We start from the raw sequence: 21,043 nt of genomic DNA on the forward strand, positions 1-21,043 counted from the left end.
GCGTACGGGCGAAGCCCAAGGCAGGTATGACGAGGAAGCGGCGCGAGGCGTTGGCGGCGTACGCGTTCCTCGCGCCGGACACGATCGGCCTGCTGATCTTCGTCGCGATCCCGATGGTGCTCGCCTTCGGGGTCGCGTTCTTCAAGGTCGATGGCTTCGGCAACTACTCCTACGTTGGTCTGGCCAACTACAAGCTGATGGCCGGGGACGACCAGCTGTGGGCGTCGCTGCGGGTCACCGCGACGTATGTGGTTGCGTTCGTGCCGATCGCCTTTGTCGTGAGCTTCGCGCTGGCCATGCTGGTCCGGAACCACTTCAAAGGCATCAGCTGGGTACGGTCGGCGTTCTTCCTGCCGAATGTGGTCAGCCTGGTCGTGGTCGGCCTGATCTGGCAGTTCCTCCTGGTCGACAAGCGCGGCGCGTTGTCCAAGCTGCTCGCACCACTCGGTCTCGGCGACGTGTCCTTCCTCGGTACGCCGTCTCTTGCTCTCGGCACCTATGTGGTGATCAGCGTCTGGTTCCTGATGGGGTATCAGATGCTGGTCTTCCTGGCCGGTCTGAAGGATGTGCCGAAGGAACTCGAGGACGCTGCTCAGATCGACGGTGCGGGCTCGTGGCAACGATTCCGGTACGTGATCTGGCCGTTGCTCCGGCCAACCAGTTTCTTCGTCGTGGTCAACTCGACGATCGGCGCGGTCACCGGTCTGCAGGCCTTCGACCTGGTGTTCGTGCTCACCAAGGGTGGTCCAGCGCGCGCGACCAGCACGGTCGTCCTCTACATCTACGAGCAGGCCTTCACCTTCAACAACATGGGGTACGCCGCTGCGCTGACGACCATGGTCGTCGCGATTCTCGTGGTCTGTACCGGGCTGATGTTCGGCTTCACCCGAGGGGGTCGCTTCGATGAAGATTAGATTCTTCCCCATCCTGGCTCACGTCCTCGCGATCATCGCGGTGGCGCCGTTGTTGTGGATCCTGATCAGTGCGCTCAAGCCGGCCGAGGACGTGTTCAACTTCGGATGGCCTTCGACCTGGACTCTGGACAACCTGCAGTACGTGCTGCTGAAGATCCCGATGCCGCGGTTCATGGTGAACTCCGCGATCGTGGCGGTGACGGTCACCGTGGTCGCGTTGTTCTTCCACTCGATGGCGGCGTACGCGCTGGCCCGGCTGCGGTTCCCGGGGCGGGGGATCATCTTCTCCGGGATCATGTCGACGCTGCTCGTGTCGCTGCCGGTGATACTAGTTCCGCTGTTTCTAGTGGCAAAGCAACTAGGACTGCTGGACAGTTATGCCGGTCTGATCGTGCCGAGCATCTTCCACGCGTTCGGCATCTTCCTGCTCCGGCAGTACTACCTGAACATCCCGCGTGAGCTCGAGGAGGCGGCCGACCTGGACGGCTGCGGGTACTGGCGCCGGTACTGGAGCGTCATCCTGCCGCTCAGTCGGCCGGTCCTCGCGTCGTTGTCGGTGCTGTTCTTCCTGGCCAACTGGAACGCGTTCCTCTGGCCGCTGACCATCACTCGGAACCCGGACCTGCGCGTGATCCAGCTCGGTGTCTCCGGCATGCAGGGGCAGTACGCCTCGGCCTGGAACCTCATCCTCGCGGCCGCCGTGATCGCGGCCATTCCCACGGTCGTGGTGTTCGTCGCGGGCCAGCGCCGGCTGGTCGACGCGATGAAGACGACCGGCCTCAAGTGAAGGACTGCCTCAAGTGAAGGAACTGCTATGAAGCGTGGGGCCTTACTCGCCGTCCTGCCGCTGGTCTTCGGAACGGCGACCCTGCTCACCCATTCCTCCGCCGACTTGCAATCGCCGACTGCTTCTGCTGCAGCCGGGCATACCAAACCGTTTGGTATGGCGGCCCCGATCGGCACGGCGCAGGTGGAGTCAAGAGGCATGCCCAGTAACAGTGACGGTGATCTCTGGCCGTCCTGCTGGTCCGGGAACGACAAGGTGTACGCCGCCAACGGTGACGGCAAGGGGTTCAGTACTGACGGAGACTTCGCCGACATCGCGGTCAGCGAGATCAACGGCACGCCAGGAAACTTGTCCGGGGCAACGATCTCGAAGGGCGACCAGGTCGGTTCGGTCTGGAGCGGTCCCGGCTACAACCGGAAGCCGACCGGGATGGTGTGCGTCGGGGACACGCTGTACCTGGCGGTCCAGGATCTCGCTTTGGACTTCAACGACGTACCGGCGGCGACGATCCTGAAGTCGACGGACCACGGTCGGACCTGGACGTGGGACAAGTCGCGGCCGATGTTCTCGGACCACGTGTTCACGACGATCTGGTTCGCGGACTTCGGTCGCGGTGGCGGGCTGGCTCCTGACGGCTATGTCTATGCCTATGGGCTGGACGGCAACTGGCGGGACTCGTTCGACGACACAGTCGCGGATCCGCAGAGCGTCTTCCTCGCCCGTGTTCCTAAGAACAAGGTCCAGGACAGGAGCGCCTGGAAGTTCTACACGGGTTCTGGTTGGACCTCGAAGATCGCGGATCGCAAGCCGGTGCTGACCGATACCCGCCGCCTCTATGCGCAGACGTACGGCACGAACGCGTCCAACCTGAGCGTGATCAGCCAGGGTGGCGTGACGTACCTCCCGAAGCAGAAGCGCTATGTCTACACGTCCTGGACGGAGTACACGTTCGAGTTCTACGAGTCGCCGACGCCGTGGGGTCCGTGGAAACACTTTATGAGCAAGGACTTCGGCGGCTATCCGTGGTCGACGTCGAAGTACGGCGGGTACGGCGTGACCATCCCGTCGAAGTTCGTCCAGCCGGACGGCAAGACGATGTACATCCAAGCGAACGTGTGCCCGTGCGGCGGTGGTGGCATCGGGACGTCGGTCTACAACTTCAATCTGCGGAAGCTCGTACTGACGCCGTCGTCCCCCGCGCCCGCCGACAACCTGCCCGGATCCGACAACCTCGCCGCGCCGTCGACCGGTGCCGTGGCGATCTCCAAGTCGACCCAGTCGGGCAGTCTCGCGTTGATGAACGACGGCGCTCGCACCGGGAGCGAGTCCGACTTCGACGACGAGGTGAAGGGCGCTTCGTGGTGGGGGTACGAGTGGCCTTCGCGACACAAGGTCAACGACGTCGAGTTCACATCGGGTGCGGTGTCGGCTGAGGGCGGGTACTTCACCGGGCGGCCGCGGGTGCAGGTCAAGCAGAACGGTTCCTGGATCGAGGTCGGTTCGCAGACCGTGTCACCGGCGTACCCGGGTGATGCTTCGGCCGGCGCGAATACGACGTACACGATTAGCTTTCCTGTGCAGGAGACCGAAGGCGTGCGGGTGATCGGGTTGCCTGGCGGGACGCGTTCGTACACGACTGTCTCTGAGCTCGCCGTGCGCTTCGTGCCTCAGCTCGCGGACGGCGGTTTCGAAGGCGCCGGCGGCGGCAAACCTGCCTGGCTCTTCGAGGGTACGGCGGGGAACGGTGTCGACCGCGGTCTCGGTTTCGCGCACTCCGGCGCCAACAACGGCTGGATCCGCTGCACCTGCACGGGGTTCAGTGACCTGTACCAAACGGTCCCTGTCACCCCGGGTGCGACGTACACCTTCGGCTCGTGGATCAACGCCTCCGCGAACCTCCCCGCCGACCAGGGCCGCTTCGGCGTCCGCTCCGGTGCTACAGACCTCGCCAGCACCACTTTCGGAGCCGGCACGGCGTACGTCCACCACGAGGTCACGGTGAAGGTCCCGGACGGCGTACACGAGCTGACCGTCTACGCCGGCTTCAACGCCCCCAACCTCGACACGTGGATCCAGGTCGACGACTTCACCGTCAGCTGAGCTACGGCCAGGGGAGGAGGTCCGGGGTGGGGCCGGTGATCGGGCCGGGGGTGGTGCGGCCGGCGTACCAGGCGGTCAGGTCGGTTAGGGCGCCTTCTAGTCGGACGTCTTCGCCGGTGCCGTTCTCCCAGGTGGCGCTGGGGGACTGGAGGATCAGGTGGACGTTGTCGGGGGTGCGGGGGCGGAGGAAGTCGAGTAGGTGCAGGCAGAAGGACTCGGACCAGCTGGCAGGAGTGACGCCTAGGTCGAGGTCTGCGGTGTGGATGGTGAGTTCTCGCCAGGTGGCTTGCAGGCCGGCGGACAGGTTGCTGTTGCGGTGCAGGATGGGCAGGGGCCAGTCGGTGGGACTGACTTTGTCCCACGAGGCCATCAGCGCGGTGACGGCTTGCGTCAGGTGGGAGCTGAGCTCGGCGGCGGGGCGGTCGGCACCGTCCTCGATGGCGGAGTCTCGGCCTGGACGACCGCCGTCGTACATCTCGACCAACCCGCCCTGCAGCGCTTCCTCGACCTGACGGGTCATGCCCTCGGAGAAGTTGGCGATGTGGGTGATGACGTGGCCGCGGGACCAGCCGGGGAGGGCCGAGTCGGCGCGAGCCGCTGCGTCGTCGAGGTCCGCGACCAGCGCTAGCAGTTGGTCGGCGGCGGTGCGTACGTCGGTCAGGGCCACAGCAGCTCCTTCGTCCAGTGATCGGTCAGGCGGTAGCGGAGGCGCGCGTGCCGGCGGTCCGGGTCAGCCTGCCAGAACTCGACCTCCTCGGCATGCAGCGTGTACAGCGTCCAGTTCGGCGCGACCAGCTCGGGCTCGATCGCGATCCGATCGGACTGTTCCTTCACTGCCGCGTCGATGTCGGAGGGGTCTTCGAGTACGGCGCTTTGCCGTCCGACCAGCGCCTCTGCCCGGGCCGGCGCGGACCGGAGCAGGAAGTCTTGCGCTGACTCTTCCGGCTCAGCCGGCTCGACTCGGCCCAGTACGCGGACCTGCCGGCCCAGCGGGATCCAGTAGAACGTCAAAGCGGCGTACGGCGAGGTTGCCAGCTCCTCGCCCTTGCGGCTGGTCGAGGACGACGCGAACTGCCAGCCGTCGTCCGTCACGTTCTTGAGGATCAGGACCCGCCCGTTCGGCCGGCCGTCGGCACGGACCGTGGACAGGGTCGCGGCGCACGGCTCCGGCACCTGCTGGTCGATCGCGGTCAGCAGCCAGTCGACGAAGAGCGGATGCGGCGTGTCGGGAGTGCGCGTGGGATCCCAGGTGGGTGGGGTGCCGGTCAGCGTGGGTACGGCGCGGAGCCGGGTGCGGAGGTCGGTCACGGTTCGAGACCCTAGGCGATGTATTCACATGGCAGCAACCGGATATCCCATTAGGATCGCCTGATGAGCACGTTGGCCTTCGCCCTCGCGGCAACCATCAAGCACAACGGCCACGGCGGCGTCGCCGACCTGCTGTCCACTCCAGAGCAGACGGCAGCCTGGCTGGCCGCCCACGAGCAGTTGGTCGCCCAGGTGTTAGGCCCAACGTCCGACTTGGGGAGGTTTATGCGCCCGAATCGGGCTGAAATCCTCCCCGAGTCCGGAGTACGGGATGAGTTGGTGCAAGTTCGGGGGGCGGTGCGGGCGTTGTTTGCTCGGGCGGTGGCGCCTGGGGCGCCGAGTAAGGCGGACGCGGATCGGCTGATCGATGTGGACGCTGCGCTGCGGATGGTCAACCGGGCGGCGGATCGACTCGGTGCGACGCATTTGGACTGGCCGGAGGGTGGTGCGCCGGTGACGCGGTGGGTGGGTCGGACCGACGACCCCATCGCCCTGCTCGTCGGAGCGGTGGGGAGGTCGGCGATCGACTTCCTGGCGAGCTCGGATCGGGAGCGGTTGCGGGCGTGTCCGGCGGCGCGGTGTGTGAAGTACTTCCTGCAGGACGACCCGCGCCAGACCTGGTGCTCGCCGTCCTGCGGCAACCGCGAGCGGGTGAACCGGCACTACAGAAAGCGCCATGGATAACCTGTGCGCTATGACCATCGCGCGTTTCAAGGACTTGTGTGTCGACGTGTCGTCGCCGAGTGAGATGGCTGCGTTCTGGGGTGGGGTGATCGGCCTGACCGCGCCCGCCGACAACCCGAACGTGCTGGTCGGAGACGTACCGGAGAAGACGATCTGGATGTGCAAGGTCCCGGAGTCGAAGACGGTCAAGAACCGGGTCCACCTCGACATCATCACCGGCGCGATCGAGGACCTCGAGCGGCAGGGCGCGGAGGTCCTGGTCCCGGAGAGCGAACAACAGCAGTGGACGGTGATGACGGACCCCGAGGGTGGGGAGTTCTGCGGATTCGTCCGGGCGACGGTTCCGGCGTACCGGCTGATGGAGCTGGTCGTCGACTCGGCCGAGCCGGAGGCGCAGGCGCGTTGGTGGGCGGGTGTGCTCGGCGTCGACGTCTCGAGTCGGCCGGGCGCACCGTACTACTGGCTCGAGAATGCGCCAGGCCTGCCGTTCAGGTACTGGGTGTTCAACCCGGTGCCCGAGCCCAAAACCGTCAAGAATCGAGTGCACTGGGACGTCAGCGCGCCCGCCCTGCAGCCGGTGTTCGACGCGGGTGCGACACTGCTGCGGCCCAAGGACGACGAGATCGGCTGGCACGTCTGCGCCGACCCCGAGGGCAACGAGTTCTGCGTTTTCTTGCCGCCGAAGGAGTCCTGAATGACGAAGCTCGACCTGACCGTGTCCGGGCCGGATCTGACCGAGGCGTTGGTGAACGTCTCGTCGGTCAGTGGGACGGAGGAGGAGCTTGCGGACAAGGTCGAGGCGGCGCTCTCGGCGTACCCGCATTTGAAGGTGTTCCGCCACGGCAACACCGTTGTCGCGCGGACCGACCTCGGCCGGGACGAGCGGGTCGTGATCGCGGGTCATCTCGACACGGTCCCGCTCAACGACAACCTCCCGGCTCGCCGCGCCGACGGCCTGATCCACGGGCTCGGCGCCTGCGACATGAAGGGCGGCGTCGCGGTCGCGCTCCGGCTCGCGGCGACCCTCGACGAGCCGAACCGGGACATCACCTATGTCTTCTACGACTGCGAAGAGATCGAGGCCGAGCGCAACGGTCTCTTCAAACTGACCCGCTCCAATCCTGAGCTGCTCGAGGGCGTGTTCGCGGTCGTGATGGAGCCGTCGAACGCGGTCGTCGAGGCCGGTTGCCAGGGCACGATGCGGATCGAGATCACCACCCGCGGCGAGCGCGCGCACTCGGCCCGGTCCTGGATGGGCAAGAACGCGATCCACGCGGCGGGCGGGGTGCTCGCGCGGCTCTCGGCGTACGAACCGCGCCGGGTGCTCATCGACGGCCTCGAGTACCGCGAGGGGCTGAACGCGGTCGCGATCACGGGCGGTGTCGCGGGCAACGTCGTACCCGATCTGTGCACGGTCGCGGTCAACTACCGCTTCGCGCCCAGCCGGTCCGAGGCGGAGGCCGAGGCGCATGTGCGCGAGGTGTTCGAGGGGTACGACGTGGTGGTGACGGACTCGGCGCCGGGCGGGATGCCTGGGCTGGAGCGGCCGGCCGCGGCGGCGTTCCTGCAGGTGGCCGGGGGAGAGCCGCAGCCGAAGTTCGGGTGGACAGACGTCGCGCGGTTCACGCTGCTCGGCGTACCGGCGGTGAATTACGGTCCGGGCGACCCGCTGTACGCGCACAAGCAGGACGAATTCGTGCCCGAGGCCGAGATCGAGCTGTGTGAACAGCGGTTGAGGAGTTGGTTGACGGGCCGCGCCTGAGCCGTCAGCGTTACCGGACAGGCCATAATCTGGACGCATGTCAGAACCATCGATCCACCCCGACCGACCGGTCGGCCAGCAGCAGCGCGGGCCGATCGTGATGCGGCGCAAGCAGGTGCAGCACTCCACCTCCGAGCAGCGGTTGCTGGACAGCCGCGGACCGTCGGACTGGGTGCACACCGACCCGTGGCGGGTGCTGCGGATCCAGTCGGAGTTCATCGAGGGGTTCGGCATGCTGGCCGAGCTCGGGCCGGCGATCAGCGTGTTCGGTTCGGCGCGCACCAAGCCGGACGATCCGATGTACGCCGCCGCGGAGGAGTGCGGCCGCAAGCTCGTCGGGGCCGGGTACGCCGTGATCACCGGTGGAGGTCCGGGCGTGATGGAGGCGGCGAACAAGGGTGCGTCCGAGGCCGGCGGCTTGTCGGTCGGGCTCGGGATCGAGCTGCCCTTCGAGAACGGCCTGAACGAGTGGGTCGATATCGGGATGAACTTCCGGTACTTCTTCACCCGCAAGACGATGTTCGTGAAGTACGCGCAGGGGTTCGTGGTGATGCCGGGCGGCTTCGGCACGCTGGACGAGCTGTTCGAGGCGCTCACGCTGGCGCAGACGCGGAAGGTCACGTCGTTCCCGGTGGTGCTGTTCGGTACGGCGTACTGGGGCGGCCTGGTCGACTGGCTGCGGACGACCATGCTCGAGGACGGAAAGATCTCGCCGGCCGATCTGGACATGTTCACGGTCACCGACGACGTGGACGAGGCGGTCAGCTACGTGATGAAGGCGGGCGAGCTGGCCGACGCCGCCGCCCAGGACGCCGCCGGGTCGGCCGCGCGGGAGGTCGAGGAGTCGTCCTCCAAGGCGCGTCGGCTGGGGTCCGACGGGAGCTGAATCCTGGGTATTTGTGCGGTTGACTCGTGCGGCATGGCACGATCGGTCCCGTGATGTGGTTCTTCGGGCTGATCGTCGTGGTGTTGATCGGGGCTGTCGCGGTAGTGGCCTCGGGTCGTTGGGGTGCCATGAGTACGGCGTACGACGACCGGCCCGACATGACCGTGCCGGCACGACAGGCGCTCACGTCGACCGACATCGAGTCGACGCGATTCGGCGTCGGCGTACGCGGCTACCGGATGGACGAGGTCGACACCCTCCTCGAACGCGTCGCCAAGGAGGTCGCCGAACGCGACCGCCGGATCGCGGACCTGGAGCGAGCGGTCGCCCCAATCGTGGATACTCCCGACGGCGTCGGCTTCACCTCCAGATCCCGCTACGACACCGAAGCCTTCGAAGACACCGGCCCCCACCAACCGGTCCTCGTAGGCGGCGACTTCCCCAACATCCAACTCCCGCAGTCCTCACCCGCCACCGACCCGACTGAGTCGTCCGCGGCTGAGGCGGCGGCTGGGGCTTCGGGCGCCAGCTCGACCTCCGAGCAGCAGAGTCTCGCTTCTGAGCAGCCGGGTCTCGCCTCTGGGGCGCCGGGCCTCCCCTCCGGGGCGGGCGCGGGGAACGCGACTGCCGACGGGCCGGGGACCGGCTCCACCGCGGAGCTCCCGCAGGTGGACAACCCGTCTGCCGCCAACCCGTCTGCGGACGCACTCTCCGCTGAGACCTCTGCGGCCAACCCTTCGCGAGCCGAGGGCCGGGCTGAGGCATCAGGTTTTGAGACTTCGGACGACGAGCCGGAGACATCTGAGCTCCCGCGAGCGAGCCACGCAGCTGCTGCGGATGAATACGAGCGCCTCCAGGCCGAGGCCCGAGCCCTCCTCGAATCCCAGTCCCAACCAGTAACCCCCCGCCGCACCCCCGCCATCCCCACTCAGCAGCCGCAAGAGCAGCTGCCGCCGCACGCCGCCACAGCGCAGCCGCAAGATGAGCAGGCGCCGGAGGCCGCCGCAACGCAGCTGCAAGCCGCCACGACGGAGCCGCAGAACGAGCAGTCGTCGCAAACCGCCGCAGCGCAGCCGCAGGACGAGCCGCGCCAGGCCGCGACAGCCCAGCCGGACGGCGAGACGGCACAGCCGCAGGACGAGCAGCCGTCACAAGCCGCCACAACGCAGCCCCACGACGAGCAGCCGCGCCAGGCCGCGACCGCACAGCCGGATGACGAGACGGCACAGCCGCAGAACGACCAGCTGCCGCGTGCCGCCACCGCGCAGCCGCAGGCCGAGCAGTCGCCGCCAGGCGCCACGACGGAGCCGCAGGTAGAGCAGGCGCGACGAGCTGCCACGACCGAGCCGCGGGACGAGCAGACGCCGTACGCCGCCACGTCGCAGCCGCAGCACCCAGTGGACTCCCAGGAACAAGCGGCGTTCGATCAGGCTGCCTCGACCTCGCACTGGACGTCTCAGGACGAGCCTCGCTCCCCACAGCAGGAGCCGACGGCCAACCAGCCGGTCGCCCAGCCCTGGACACAGCCCGATCAGCATCCTCAGCACAGGACGCCGCAACCGCCGTCGTTTGACCAGCGGCCGTCGAATGAACCGCAGCCGCGTGACGAGCAGGTTCAGGCGCACACACCGGAGCAGGAGGCTGCCGCCCAGCAGCCGCCTCTTTCGCAGTGGGACGGGCAGACGCAAGAGCCGCAGTACCCGGCGCAGGAACAGCAGCCGTACGCCCAGCAGCAGGAGACCGCTGCCGAGCAGCCGGCTCCTTCCCACTGGACGTCGGCCGAGCAGACTCCGCAGTACGTCGCGCAGGAGCAGACGTCGCCGTACGAGCCGGAGCAGCAGACGTCGCCGTACGAGCAGCAGGCGCCCGCACCGCAGCAGGAGGCTGCAGCCCAGCAGCCGCCTCTTTCGCAGTGGAATGGGCAGGCGCAAGAGTCGCAGTATGCGCCGGAGCAGCAGGCATACGCCGCGCAGCAGGAGACTGCTACCGAGCAGGCGGCTTCTTCGCACTGGACCTCGGCCGAGCCCAACCTTCAGCAGCACGTGACGCGCCAGCAGCCATCGCCGGACGAGCGGCAGGTGCGTGACGAGCAGGTGCAGGAGCAGACGACGCAGTACGAGCCGGAGCAGGAGGCGTCGTACCAGCCGCAGCCGCGTCAAGAGCAGGAGCAGGAGCAGCAAGCGTCTACTGCGCAGCAGGAGACTGCTGGGGAGCAGGCCGCTTCTTCCCACTGGACGTCGGCTGAGCAGGAGCCGCAGGGGGACGGGGTGCGGGCTGATGAGCCGGAGGAGGGGGAGGGGTGGCAGTTTTGGCCGCCGGCGGATCAGCAGGGTGAAGGGGCCTATCAGCGGCCTAGCTGATGGACGGGACGGGGAGTTGTCACGCGGAGGCGTCTGTCGTACTGGGGCTGGCGCCGGAGGATGCGTGGGACGTGGTGATGGACTGGGAGCGTCAGTCCCGGTGGATGCTGTTCACTCGCGTCTGGGCTACTGAGAACGACGGGACCGGTGTCGGCGGTGGGGTTGCGGCGCGAACTTCTGTCGGTGGCATCGGGTTCACTGACGACATGGTCATCACACACTGGGATCCACCGCGCGAGTGCACGGTGAAACACCTTGGCACGGTGGTCCGCGGCACCGGCACGTTCACGATCACCGCGGGCTCGTCAGGCGGCAGCAGGTTCACCTGGGCTGAAGACGTTGTGCCGCCGTTGGGGCGGGTTGGTACGGCGGGGTGGGTTGTGGTGCGGCCGGTGTTCGAGGCGATGATGCGGCGCTCGTTGCGTCGGCTTGTGCGGGAGGTGCACGCGTGACGGTGATCGGTCCGGACGGGCAACCGCGGTGTGGGTGGGCGACGTCTGCCCCGGAGTACATCGAGTATCACGACACCGAGTGGGGCAAGGAGATCCGCACCGACGTCGGTCTGTTCGAGCGGATGACGCTGGAAGGGTTTCAGTCCGGTCTGTCGTGGATCACGATCCTGCGCAAGCGGGAGAACTTCCGTACGGCGTTCGCGGAGTTCGACCCGGAGGCGATCGCGAAGTACGACGACGCCGACTTCCAGCGACTGATGGCCGATACCGGCATCGTCCGCAACCGGTTGAAGATCAACGCGACGATCGCGAACGCTCGCGCGCTGCTCGAGCTGGACGACGGCGAGTTCACCGAGCTGCTGTGGTCCTTCCAGCCGGCCAAGCACAAAGCGCCCAGGACGATGGCCGACGTGCCGGCCACCACACCTGAGTCCGTGGCCATGTCGAAGTCCCTGAAGAAGAAGGGTTTCGTCTTCGTCGGACCCACCACGGCGTACGCGCTGATGCAGGCGACAGGCATCGTGAACGACCACTTGAAGACCTGTATAGCCCGGTAAATCTCGTGCACGTGCAGCTGCCTTTTGCATATGCAAAAGGAACTTTGGTTACGACAAAACACAAACGGCTGAACGAGTTGTGCAACGGGTACAGAACGTGATGTGGTGGTTGGCGGGCTCCCCGGCTGTCAGGTGGTTGTCCGGCCGTGACTCGCCCTGCCGGAACGCGGTCTGGGAGCCCACCAAACGTTCTATGGAAGGTTATTGAGGCCCTCGCCGGTGAAGGCTGTCCGGAACACATTCGTTCCGGTCAGCCCACTGAGCTGGGTGCCGGTCGGCGTCACGGTGAGGTAGAGATTCGCTTCGGCGAAGGGGTCCGCGGCGTCGTCGTCCGCAGTACCGAACTGTCGCGTCCAGGTGCGGGTGTGATCGGGCGAGTACTTCGTCAACACCCCGTCGAACTTGCCGAGCGGCGTCTCCAACGACCCGTCGGTGAAGCCGCCGACGTACACGTTGCCGCTCGCGTCGACGCCGATCGCAGCGCCTTTGTCGTTGCCGGTCGTTCCGAACTGGTCGCGCCAGGTCAGAGCGCCATCTTCATCGGCACGTGCGACCAGGATGTCCTTGTCGCCAACCAACGTTCCCGCGAAGTCGCCGGCTGTGTACCCGGTCAGATAGACCCCACCCGCAGGATCCGGCGCCAGCCCCCAGACCTCATCGGACGCAGCTGTGCCGAACTGCTTGGTCCACACCGGATCGCCATCGGTTGAGTAGCGCGTAAGGAAGCCGTCCAGGCCGCCAGCTGACGTACCGAGCTCCCCGGCCGTCATCCCAGCCAAGTAGACCGCGCCATTGGACACCGCGATCGCCATCCCCTTGTCCTCGCCCGCACTACCCGTCTGCCGCAACCACACCTGCTGTCCGTCACCATCCAACCGAGCGACAAACAGATCCTTGTCACCTGCATTCGCGCCACCCAGGGCGCCCTTCGTGTAGCCGCCGACGTAGATGTCCGACCCGTCGACCGCCACCGAGTAGCTGCGATCCGCTACCCCGGGTACGCCGAACTGCGTCAACCACCGCCGATTCCCAGCAGCGTCGTACTGCGCCACGAACGCATCGTCCGTCGCGTTCCCGGCATGCGAGCCGTCCAGATCGCCGTTCGTGTACCCGGTCACGATGACTCGCCCGTCCGCATCGACAGCGACGCCGTACGCACGTTCAGTCCCACTCGATCCGAGCGAACGCGTCCACTCGCGCGAGCCGTCCGGCCGGTACTTGATCAGAGCGACGTCCGTCCCACCGGCGTACGGCTGCCCGTCCAGCGCACCCGACGCCGCGACCGCCTGATAAACGTTGCCTGAGGCATCAGTCGCGATCCCGCCGGCGAAGTCGTCGCCCGCCGTACCGGTGATCGTCGCCTGCATGGGCGTGGCCGGCGGCTTGCCGATGTACTGGAAGATGTACTTCGCACCCTCGGTGAACGTCGGCCCCCAGACGTCCCAGTCGTGCCCGCCGTCGACGACGCGGAACTCCGACGTCAGGTTCGGCACCCGGGACGCCTGGTTGAAGACCACGTGCGCCTCGAAGTCGAGGTCGTGGGTGGCGTCGATCGGCTTCGGGTTCTTGTACTCATCGTCGCCGACCGCGATGTAGAGATGAGACTGCAGTCCGGTCGCCGCGAAGGACTTCAGCGCTGCCGGCCAGTTGAGCTTCAGGTACGTCGCTTCCGAGAACGGATCCTTACCCTTGCCGAAGGCACCGAAATCGCGAGTGCTCGAGTCGGACGGCGGGAGCGGGAAGTAGACCGCCGGACTGAGCGCGATCGCCGCGCCGAAGACAGTCGGGTGCGCGAGGGAGTACCGGAGCGCACCGGCGCCACCCATCGAATATCCGGCGATCGCCCGCCCGGTCCGGTCTGCGATCGTCCGGTACGTCGCATCGATCTGCGGGATCAGGTCGCGGAAGAACGCCGTCTCGACCGGTCGGCCGGGATCGGCTCCCTTGTAAGCAGAATCGACGTACCAGCTCGCCCGGCTGCTCCACGGCGCGTCCGGCATGATCGCGATCGTCGGCGGGATCTCGCCGGCCCCGATCATCTCGTCGAGCCGGCTCTTCACCTGTGTCCAGGCGCTCATCGAGTCGCCGCGGCCGTGGAGGAGGTAGATGACCGGGTAACGGCGGTCCGAGTCGGCGTACCCCGCGGGCAGGTAGACGTTGTAGTTGATGTTCTCGCCCAGCGTGGGCGACGGCAGGCTCGCGGTGGTGATCACACCGGGGGCGGCGGTCGGCTGGGCGGCCGAACCGGGGACGACGAAGCTCCCGACCAGCGTGGCGGCGGTCAGGACAGGCAGCAGCAGTTTCCTCACAGCACCGGTTGTAATCGCTTACGTAAACGATTACAAGACCTTGCCCATCGCCGCTCGGTCCCCGCGCCGCGGACGTCTCAGGGGTCAACCCCTGTGCTGGCCGGTTGCGGACCTGAATTCCGGCAGGCCAACCGGCAATCCTGGGGGTTGACCCCTGAGACGTCCGCAGGCGCGGCGTGTGGCGAAGGCGGTGGGGGTGGCGCGGTCGAGGTGGTGAGGTGGGGTGGTCAGCGGCCGGTGAAGGTGGGCTTCTCCTTGGCGACGAAGGAGGCGACGGCGTTGTGGTGGTCTTCGGTGCCGCCGGTGAGTTGCATCTGGCCGGCCTCGAAGGCGAGGGACTCGGCGAGCGTGTGAGTGGCGGAGTAGTTGACGGACTGGCGGACGGCGCCGTACGCGACGGTTGGGCCGGCAGCGAACTTGGCGGCCAGGTCGGCGACGGTTGCCTCCAGGTCGGCGGCGGGGACGACCGAGGTGGCGAGGCCGAGGTCCAGGGATTCGGCGGCGGGGATGGTGCGGGGGAAGTAGAGAAGTTCGAGGGCCTTCGCGCGGCCGATCAGGCGGGGGAGGGTCCAGGAGATGCCGGTGTCGCAGGAGAGGGCGATGCCGGTGAAGGCGAGGTTGAAGCCGGCCGTGTCGGCGACGACCCGGAAGTCGCAGGCGAACGCCATCGACGCGCCGGCACCCGCAGCCACTCCGTTGACCGCCGCGATGACCGGCTTCGGCATCTCGGTGAGCGCGAGTGCGATCGGCGCGTAGTGGTCCGGCACGGTGCTCCACAGCGCGGCCTGGTCGTTGGCTTGCAGCAGTCCGATGTGCTCCTTCAGGTCCTGTCCGACACAGAACGCCCTCCCGGTCCCGGTCAGTACGACGACGCGTACGGCAGGGTCGTCGGCGGCGGCCTGGATGGTGTCGCGGAGCAGCACCTTGGTCGGCGTGTCGAGCGAGTTCATCGCGTCCGGCCGGTTCAGGGTGATGGTGGCCACGCCGTCGGAAACGGCGTACAGAACGGAGTCACTCATCGTGGTCAGCTCCTTGACTGTCGGTGAGAATTTCAGTGCAGTGTCAGGCAGTTGTCGACGAAACGCCCGGCCGCGGGGCCAAGACGATCGGCGTGGAAATCGAAGAATTCGGCCGCCCTGGTCCCGGCCCAGTCGTCCGGCAGCAGCTCGTCCGGCAGCCCTGGATCCCGGAACAGGAACTTGCGCCATTCGTGCACCAGTTCGGACCGGACCGCGAAGGCCTGCTCGTCGCCCGCACCATCGGCGGACTCGTGGCCGGCGTGGTCCACCAGCGCCTTCGCCTCGATCAGCCAGGCGTCGTACGACGCACCGAGCTCGTCCAGCTTCCAGACCCGCCGGGCGAACTCCACGGCGCCCTGGTCGACGGGCGCCAGGAACCGGTCCGCGGCGATCCCTTCCACCCCGAGGATCTGGTCTACCTCGGCGTCGTTGCGCAGCCCGACCCATGCGCCGTCGGACAGCGGAGCCCAACCCAGAAAGGCGAGTTGGCTGGCCAGCTGCTCGCGGCGGCGGGCGTTCGGCACCTCGCGGAGGATGCCCAGATGCCAGTGCCGGTCCCAGTCGCCCGGCCCCTCGGAACCGGTCACCACTGGCGTGCCGTCCGGCGCGGTCCGGTAGATCCGCGCGGCGGCGTCGTCGAGGCGGCGACGCGCCCGGGCGGTCAGCGCATACCCAGGCTGGCCGTCGAGCCGGACCGGCTCCAGCCAGCCCTGCCGAACCATCCGTGACACAGCGGTCCGGACAGCCGGCGGATGGACGCCCAGCGGCGCCAGCAGCCGGACGAGGGCCGCGACCGGGGCGCGCGCACCACGCGCGCGCAGGTGGTCGCCGTACAGGTCGAAGAGGGCTGAACGGGCGTGCACAAGAGTCGAGTCTGCCGTATGGTGCACGGCTCTGGCCCGGGATCGGGAATAATGGGGTGCGATACACACTGCGATACGCGCCGACGGCGCATCACCGCAACGGCGCCGGCGACGGAACGTCTGCGCGGTGACGTCGCTCAACACCGACACTGGGAAGGGGTGCGCGCATGGCGGCGATGAAGCCGCGGACGGGCGATGGTCCGCTCGAGGTCACCAAGGAGGGCCGGGGGATCGTGATGCGGGTTCCGCTCGAGGGCGGCGGCCGGCTCGTCGTCGAGCTCAACGCCGACGAAGCGACCGAGCTCGGCAACGCGCTCAAGGCTGTCGTCGGCTGACCAGGTTCTCCCCGGGGTGCCTTGGGCATGTCTCTCGCACCTCTGACAAATCCTGCGACCCCGGTGGGTGCCTTTTCCGGCACCGGCCGGGGTCGTTACGGTTGCACCCTGTCTTGATCAAACTTCAGTGAGGTCCTCCTAGTGGCTCGCCGCAGCAGTTCGTCTCCTTTCCCCAGCCTTCCGGCCGTCGTCTGGCAGCCGGGTCTGCCGGTGCACGGTTCGCCGACCTGGGTGATCGTCGTGGATCAAGACGGCGGTCTGCCGGCCGCCGCGAAGGAGGCCGGTGAACGCCTCGGCGTCGACCTCGATCGGCTGCTGGAGGTGCAGCAGGCGACCGGGTTCACCCCGTCCGCCGGCGCCACCACGGCGTACCCGCTGCTGACCGGTGAGGTGGACGAGGTCCTGCTGGTCGGCGCCGGCGACGGTAGCGCCAAGGACCTGCGACACGCCGGGGCGGCGATCGCGCGGTTCGGCCGCGGCAAGGACGACCTCACCACGGTCGTTGCTGAGGGCATCGATGACGCGGCGCTGCAGGCGTTCGCCGAGGGCGTTGTGCTCGGCTCGTTCTCGTACACGCTGAAGACGGTCGACGTCGGCAAGCCCGCGGTCGGCAAGGTCACCGTGACCGACGGCTCGGCCGCGGTGCGCCAGCCGGCGTTCGATCGCGGCGTGGTGGTCGGCCGGACCGGTTGGCTGGCGCGGCAGCTCGCGATCACCCCGTCGAACGAGAAGGATCCGTCCTGGCTGGCGGCGCGGGCGACCGACGTGGCCGCCGCGACCGGTCTCGTGGCGACGGTCTGGGACGAGAAGCGGCTTGCTGCTGAGGGATTCGGCGGCATCCTGGCGGTCGGTCAGGGGTCGACCCGGCCGCCGCGGTTCATCCGGCTGGACTACGTGCCGGCCGGCGCGACCAAGAAGACGCCGTACGTCGTCCTGGTCGGCAAGGGCATCACCTACGACACCGGCGGTCTGTCGCTGAAGCCGCGCGAGGGCATGGTGTCGATGAAGCGCGACATGACCGGTGGCGGCTCGGTGATCGCCACGATGTCGGCCCTGCGTGACCTCGGTGCGAACGTGCGGGTGACCGGCCTGATCTGCTCCGCCGAGAACATGCCGTCCGGTTCGGCGTACCGTCCGGACGACGTGATCCGGCACTACGGCGGCCGGACGACCGAGGTGAAGAACACCGACGCCGAGGGCCGGCTGGTGATGGCCGACGGGCTCGCATACGCCGTGCAGGAGCTGAAGCCGGACGTCCTGGTCGACATCGCCACGCTGACCGGCGCGATCAAGGTGTCGCTCGGCGCGATGCTGTACGGCGGGATGTTCGCCACCGATGACGCGCTCGCGGACAACCTCGCCGACGCCGGCCGGGTCTCGGGCGAGGAGGTCTGGCGGATGCCGCTGCCGCCGGAGTACGAGGACCTGATCGCGACCCCGATCGCCGACTCGGTGAACAGCTCGAAGGGCCCGGGCTCGATCACCGCAGCCCTGTTCCTGAAGGCGTTCGCGGGCGACATCCCGTGGGCCCACCTTGACCTGTCCTCGATCGCCGAGTCACCGGCCGACCGCTTCGAGTACTCCGCAGGCGCCACCGGCGCGGGCGCTCGCCTGCTCACCACCTGGCTCGCGTCCGAGACGCCGACCGCGGGCATCGCCTGAGAGAGCATCAAGCCCACCGAGCGAACGCGCGGATGATGCCTGGGTACGCCGCGAAGGCTGTGCCGGTGTGGTCGACCGGGCCCATCGAGTGGACCGTGACGTCGGCGCCACGCGCTCTCAGCCCGGCAGCGCAGGCGTCGGTGTTGGCGGCGGTTACGTCGGTGTCCTTGGTGCCGCTGTAGAGGTCGACCGGGACGCGTGGCGTCCAGTCCCGACAGACGTCGTCGGCCGCGCGGGCTGCCCGTAGGAGGCGGCCGGTCGGATGCTGGAGTTGCCGGATGAACGCGGGCGTGAACAGCTCCTCCGGCGTGTTCGGCAGCCCGGCGTGGATCTCCCCCTCGGTGTGGGTGCCGTCGAACAGCCCCTCGACGGTCGACGCGTACGGTGCCTGGAACACCTCGCGCGGATCGTCGTACAACCCGACGGTCCGATTCCAGGCGGTCATCAGGTAGGCGAGGTAGAACGTCGCCGTCGCCGGAAGGAGGCGCCCGTCGAAGGACGCCGGCAGCTCCGAGCCGAGCAAGTCGTACGGACCCGCAACGGCCTGGATCGCGCCGAGGCGGAACGGACCAACCTCACCGCGACTCAACGCACGACCAAAGCCCATCGTCGCCCGACCGCCCTGCGAGAAGCCGGTCACCAGCACGTCCCGCTTCAGCGCGACCCCATGCTTGGCCGCGAACGTCCGCGCCGCGAGCAGCAGGTCGGCGGAGGCCGTCGTCTCAGTCTTGGTGTCCAGGTACGGATGCGGCCCAGGACCCAGCCCCAGCCCGAGGTAGTCCGGCGCCACGCCAACCAGTCCCTGCCCCGCGAACAACGCCGTAACCAGCCGATCCGTCGAAGTGTCGTCAACAGACGCGGCGGCCGCCTTGGTCGCGTTGGTCCCATGCAGGTACTCCGCCACGGTGAGCGCGCCTCGCCGCCCGTCAGGCAGTACGACGATCCCGCTCGCGGTCGTCGGCCGCCCGTCGTGGTCGATGGTCCGATAGATCAACCGGTACGCCGTGACGCCGTACGACGCAGGTGGTGTCCCAGGGAAGTCGACCGAAGCTGCATCCAACTGGGCCGCCGTCAGTTGCGCGACAGGCACCGCTGACACCAGCGCACCGCGCGGCGCGTGCACGCTGGACACCGCGGCTTCGGACAGCGTTGGCTGGCTGACAGCACCGAACGCGGACAACGGAAACGTGAGCAGGGCAGCGGTCGCAAGCGTGGCGGCGACGGTCTTTGTGAGCCGAGAAGTCATACCCCAACCCAACCGTCACCGAGCGCCCCGAAGAATGGTGCGAACCCCCGAAGCGGCGGTGGGGTTTCCCCTACCCGAGCAGGCTGTTGTAGAGCTCCACGGTCCGCTCGGCGACCGCGTCCCAGCCGAATTGCGAGACCGCCCGCGAACGTCCCGCCTTCCCCATCTCCTCGGCGCGAGCCGGGTTGTCGACCAGCGCGTTGATGCCGTCCGCGAGGCCGCGTTCGAACGCGTCGGTGTCGTGCTCGTCGTACGGGACCAGGATGCCGGTGACGCCGTCGTCGACGACCTCGGGGATGCCGCCGACCGCGCTCGCGACGACGGCCGTCTCGCAGGCCATCGCCTCCAGGTTGACGATGCCGAGCGGCTCGTAGATCGACGGGCAGCAGAACGCCAGCGCGTGCGTCAGGACCTGCCGGACGTCCTCGCGCGGAAGCATCTCGGAGACCACGAACACGCCGTCCCGGGCCAGCTTGAGGTCGTCGATCAGCGCGTCGGTCTCGGCCTTCAGCTCGACCGTGTCGGCGGCGCCGGCCAGCAGGACGAGCTGCACGGATGGGTCGAGGCGCAGCCCGGCGCGGAGCAGGTGCGGGACGCCCTTCTGCCGGGTGATCCGGCCGACGAACGTCACGTACGGACGGTTCAGATCCACCCCCAACCGCTCGAGCACGGCTGTCGACGGGTCCGGGTGGTAGAACTCCGCGTCGATGCCATTGGAGATCACGTGCACGCGAGACGGGTCGATCGACGGGTAGCAGTCGAGTACGTCGTCCCGCATCCCGCGGCTGACCGCGATCACAGCATCGGCCGCCTCGTACGCCGTCCGCTCGGCCCAGCTCGACAGCCGGTATCCGCCGCCCAGCTGCTCGGCCTTCCACGGTCGGCGCGGCTCCAGCGAGTGCGCGGTCGCCACGTGCGGTACGTCGTACAGCAGCTTGGCCCAGTGTCCGGCCATGTTCGCGTACCAGGTGTGCGAGTGGACGAGCTGTGAGTCGCCGACCGCGGCCGTCATGGTGAGGTCCGTGGACAGGATGCGCAGCGCGGCGTTGGCGTGCGGCATCCGGGCGTCGTCCTCGCTGTGCGCGATCGCGCCCTGCCGGGGCTCGCCCATGCAGTGCACCTCGACGTCGATCAGGCGGCGTAGCTCGCGGACCAGGAAGTCCACGTGCACGCCCGCCCCGCCGTACACATCCGGTGGGTACTCACGCGTCAGGATGGCGACCTTCATGAGCCCGACGATAGGTCATCAGGACACGCCTGTCGGCACCCAGAACCTCAGCTTTCCGTGTCGTTCGTCTTCCAGTTCGCCACCAGCTGCCTCGATCACCTTGCGCGAACCGATGTTGCCCGCGTCGCAGGTGACCAGGGCCGGCTCGATGTCGAGGGCGGCCGCGATCGGCAGCGACTGGGTCAGCATCTGGGTCGCGTACCCGCGACGCCGGGCCGACGGACGGACGCAGTACCCGATGTGGCCGGCCACCTCGAGCAGCGGCGGGGTGAGCCAGTGCCGGACCGACAGCCGGCCGAGGAACTCGATCCCGTCGACGAACCACAGCACGGTCTGGTGCACGATCCCGGGCGGCATGACGGTCTCGGGCTCCGCCTCGGCCCGGATCGCCTCGACCAGCCGCTCGAACTCCGCCGGGTCGGCCGCCTGCTCGCGGGTCCACTCCTCGTCGTTCTGGGCGATCGACTTCGCACCCATCCACCGCTCATGATCCGGACCCAGCTCGTCCCAGGCCGCGAGAAACGATCGGTGAACGGCAGTGGTCGGTACGACGAGGATCGGCATCTTTACA

The 21,043-nt window shown here is 68.0% G+C and carries 20 protein-coding genes; 12 read left to right on the plus strand and 8 right to left on the minus strand.

Features of this window, described 5'->3' with window-relative positions; all coding sequences use genetic code 11:
- The first annotated feature begins 26 nt into the window (after nt 1-26).
- The 3 genes from EV650_RS29160 to EV650_RS29170 all read left to right on the plus strand — a co-directional run bounded on the left by EV650_RS29160 (nt 27) and on the right by EV650_RS29170 (nt 3,801).
- Nucleotides 27-914, plus strand: a complete 888-nt coding sequence (locus EV650_RS29160; RefSeq protein ID WP_202874970.1) for a carbohydrate ABC transporter permease — start codon at nt 27-29, stop codon at nt 912-914.
- On the plus strand, nt 904-1,701 hold the full coding sequence (locus EV650_RS29165) for a carbohydrate ABC transporter permease (protein ID WP_134122165.1): 798 nt from the start codon (nt 904-906) through the stop codon (nt 1,699-1,701). The genes EV650_RS29160 and EV650_RS29165 overlap by 11 nt, the downstream gene beginning before the upstream one ends.
- Nucleotides 1,702-1,899: 198 nt before the next feature.
- Nucleotides 1,900-3,801 (plus strand): DUF5005 domain-containing protein, encoded by a 1,902-nt coding sequence (locus tag EV650_RS29170; protein ID WP_166678308.1) that lies wholly within the window; start codon nt 1,900-1,902, stop codon nt 3,799-3,801.
- Between the two features lies 1 nt (nt 3,802).
- Here the strand turns inward: EV650_RS29170 and EV650_RS29175 are convergent, their stop codons facing one another.
- Both EV650_RS29175 and EV650_RS29180 read right to left on the minus strand, forming a co-directional pair.
- Nucleotides 3,803-4,468 carry a maleylpyruvate isomerase family mycothiol-dependent enzyme gene (locus EV650_RS29175; RefSeq protein WP_134122167.1) on the minus strand — a complete coding sequence of 222 codons (666 nt, stop codon included), beginning with the start codon at nt 4,466-4,468 and terminating at the stop codon, nt 3,803-3,805.
- A complete protein-coding gene (locus EV650_RS29180; RefSeq protein ID WP_134122168.1) occupies nt 4,459-5,109 on the minus strand; it encodes a pyridoxine/pyridoxamine 5'-phosphate oxidase in 651 nt (216 codons plus the stop codon). Before EV650_RS29180 ends, EV650_RS29175 begins: the two co-directional genes overlap by 10 nt.
- 63 nt (nt 5,110-5,172) lie before the next feature.
- On the opposite strand from EV650_RS29180, the gene EV650_RS29185 reads away from it, so the two are divergent.
- The 7 genes from EV650_RS29185 to EV650_RS29215 are packed head-to-tail and all read left to right on the plus strand — an operon-like array spanning nt 5,173 to nt 11,810.
- Complete coding sequence (locus EV650_RS29185; protein ID WP_134122169.1) at nt 5,173-5,793, plus strand: CGNR zinc finger domain-containing protein; 621 nt, start codon at nt 5,173-5,175, stop codon at nt 5,791-5,793.
- A gap of 10 nt (nt 5,794-5,803) precedes the next feature.
- Nucleotides 5,804-6,487 (plus strand): VOC family protein, encoded by a 684-nt coding sequence (locus EV650_RS29190; protein WP_134122170.1) that lies wholly within the window; start codon nt 5,804-5,806, stop codon nt 6,485-6,487.
- Complete coding sequence (dapE, locus tag EV650_RS29195) at nt 6,488-7,555, plus strand: succinyl-diaminopimelate desuccinylase (protein WP_134122171.1); 1,068 nt, start codon at nt 6,488-6,490, stop codon at nt 7,553-7,555.
- 37 nt (nt 7,556-7,592) lie between these two features.
- A complete protein-coding gene (locus EV650_RS29200; protein WP_134122172.1) occupies nt 7,593-8,441 on the plus strand; it encodes an LOG family protein in 849 nt (282 codons plus the stop codon).
- Nucleotides 8,442-8,494: 53 nt separating this feature from the next.
- On the plus strand, nt 8,495-10,801 hold the full coding sequence (locus EV650_RS29205; protein WP_238174594.1) for a DivIVA domain-containing protein: 2,307 nt from the start codon (nt 8,495-8,497) through the stop codon (nt 10,799-10,801).
- Nucleotides 10,801-11,253 carry an SRPBCC family protein gene (locus tag EV650_RS29210; protein ID WP_134122174.1) on the plus strand — a complete coding sequence of 151 codons (453 nt, stop codon included), beginning with the start codon at nt 10,801-10,803 and terminating at the stop codon, nt 11,251-11,253. Before EV650_RS29205 ends, EV650_RS29210 begins: the two co-directional genes overlap by 1 nt.
- Nucleotides 11,250-11,810 (plus strand): DNA-3-methyladenine glycosylase I, encoded by a 561-nt coding sequence (locus EV650_RS29215; RefSeq protein WP_134122175.1) that lies wholly within the window; start codon nt 11,250-11,252, stop codon nt 11,808-11,810. Before EV650_RS29210 ends, EV650_RS29215 begins: the two co-directional genes overlap by 4 nt.
- Before the next feature lie 191 nt (nt 11,811-12,001).
- Here EV650_RS29215 and EV650_RS29220 read toward each other — a convergent pair whose 3' ends face one another.
- The 3 genes from EV650_RS29220 to EV650_RS29230 all read right to left on the minus strand — a co-directional run bounded on the left by EV650_RS29220 (nt 12,002) and on the right by EV650_RS29230 (nt 16,001).
- Nucleotides 12,002-14,119 (minus strand): alpha/beta hydrolase-fold protein, encoded by a 2,118-nt coding sequence (locus tag EV650_RS29220; RefSeq protein WP_134122176.1) that lies wholly within the window; start codon nt 14,117-14,119, stop codon nt 12,002-12,004.
- A 227-nt stretch (nt 14,120-14,346) separates the two neighbouring features.
- The gene (locus tag EV650_RS29225; protein ID WP_134122177.1) at nt 14,347-15,138 is read right to left on the minus strand and encodes an enoyl-CoA hydratase/isomerase family protein; all 792 of its coding nucleotides are present in this window, start codon (nt 15,136-15,138) and stop codon (nt 14,347-14,349) included.
- 32 nt (nt 15,139-15,170) lie between these two features.
- Nucleotides 15,171-16,001 (minus strand): PaaX family transcriptional regulator, encoded by an 831-nt coding sequence (locus tag EV650_RS29230; RefSeq protein WP_134122178.1) that lies wholly within the window; start codon nt 15,999-16,001, stop codon nt 15,171-15,173.
- Nucleotides 16,002-16,168: 167 nt separating this feature from the next.
- On the opposite strand from EV650_RS29230, the gene EV650_RS29235 reads away from it, so the two are divergent.
- Nucleotides 16,169-16,336 carry a DUF3117 domain-containing protein gene (locus EV650_RS29235; RefSeq protein WP_012923066.1) on the plus strand — a complete coding sequence of 56 codons (168 nt, stop codon included), beginning with the start codon at nt 16,169-16,171 and terminating at the stop codon, nt 16,334-16,336.
- A gap of 141 nt (nt 16,337-16,477) precedes the next feature.
- Complete coding sequence (locus EV650_RS29240) at nt 16,478-17,998, plus strand: leucyl aminopeptidase family protein (protein WP_134122179.1); 1,521 nt, start codon at nt 16,478-16,480, stop codon at nt 17,996-17,998.
- A gap of 7 nt (nt 17,999-18,005) precedes the next feature.
- Here the strand turns inward: EV650_RS29240 and EV650_RS29245 are convergent, their stop codons facing one another.
- The 3 genes from EV650_RS29245 to EV650_RS29255 all read right to left on the minus strand — a co-directional run bounded on the left by EV650_RS29245 (nt 18,006) and on the right by EV650_RS29255 (nt 21,036).
- Nucleotides 18,006-19,244, minus strand: coding sequence for an alpha/beta hydrolase (locus EV650_RS29245; protein ID WP_134122180.1), 1,239 nt, complete (start codon nt 19,242-19,244; stop codon nt 18,006-18,008).
- 70 nt (nt 19,245-19,314) lie between these two features.
- Entirely contained in the window at nt 19,315-20,472 is a 1,158-nt protein-coding gene (glgA, locus tag EV650_RS29250) for a glycogen synthase (protein ID WP_134122181.1), read from the minus strand.
- Nucleotides 20,473-20,490: 18 nt separating this feature from the next.
- Complete coding sequence (locus EV650_RS29255) at nt 20,491-21,036, minus strand: GNAT family N-acetyltransferase (RefSeq protein ID WP_134122182.1); 546 nt, start codon at nt 21,034-21,036, stop codon at nt 20,491-20,493.
- Nucleotides 21,037-21,043 lie beyond the last annotated feature (7 nt).

The sequence above is a fragment of the Kribbella kalugense genome (assembly GCF_004365875.1).
Lineage (GTDB): Bacteria > Actinomycetota > Actinomycetes > Propionibacteriales > Kribbellaceae > Kribbella > Kribbella kalugense.

Excerpts from the sequence above, each read along its gene's own strand:
- EV650_RS29170 (WP_166678308.1), top strand. The coding sequence starts at position 1,900 with ATGCCCAGTAACAGTGACGGTGATCTCTGGCCGTCCTGCTGGTCCGGG.
- glgA (WP_134122181.1), bottom strand. The coding sequence starts at position 20,472 with ATGAAGGTCGCCATCCTGACGCGTGAGTACCCACCGGATGTGTACGGC.
- EV650_RS29225 (WP_134122177.1), bottom strand. The coding sequence starts at position 15,138 with ATGAGTGACTCCGTTCTGTACGCCGTTTCCGACGGCGTGGCCACCATC.
- EV650_RS29210 (WP_134122174.1), top strand. The coding sequence starts at position 10,801 with ATGGACGGGACGGGGAGTTGTCACGCGGAGGCGTCTGTCGTACTGGGG.
- EV650_RS29235 (WP_012923066.1), top strand. The coding sequence starts at position 16,169 with ATGGCGGCGATGAAGCCGCGGACGGGCGATGGTCCGCTCGAGGTCACC.
- EV650_RS29200 (WP_134122172.1), top strand. The coding sequence starts at position 7,593 with ATGTCAGAACCATCGATCCACCCCGACCGACCGGTCGGCCAGCAGCAG.
- EV650_RS29190 (WP_134122170.1), top strand. The coding sequence starts at position 5,804 with ATGACCATCGCGCGTTTCAAGGACTTGTGTGTCGACGTGTCGTCGCCG.
- EV650_RS29205 (WP_238174594.1), top strand. The coding sequence starts at position 8,495 with ATGTGGTTCTTCGGGCTGATCGTCGTGGTGTTGATCGGGGCTGTCGCG.
- EV650_RS29185 (WP_134122169.1), top strand. The coding sequence starts at position 5,173 with ATGAGCACGTTGGCCTTCGCCCTCGCGGCAACCATCAAGCACAACGGC.
- EV650_RS29165 (WP_134122165.1), top strand. The coding sequence starts at position 904 with ATGAAGATTAGATTCTTCCCCATCCTGGCTCACGTCCTCGCGATCATC.
- EV650_RS29245 (WP_134122180.1), bottom strand. The coding sequence starts at position 19,244 with ATGACTTCTCGGCTCACAAAGACCGTCGCCGCCACGCTTGCGACCGCT.
- dapE (WP_134122171.1), top strand. The coding sequence starts at position 6,488 with ATGACGAAGCTCGACCTGACCGTGTCCGGGCCGGATCTGACCGAGGCG.
- EV650_RS29255 (WP_134122182.1), bottom strand. The coding sequence starts at position 21,036 with ATGCCGATCCTCGTCGTACCGACCACTGCCGTTCACCGATCGTTTCTC.
- EV650_RS29160 (WP_202874970.1), top strand. The coding sequence starts at position 27 with ATGACGAGGAAGCGGCGCGAGGCGTTGGCGGCGTACGCGTTCCTCGCG.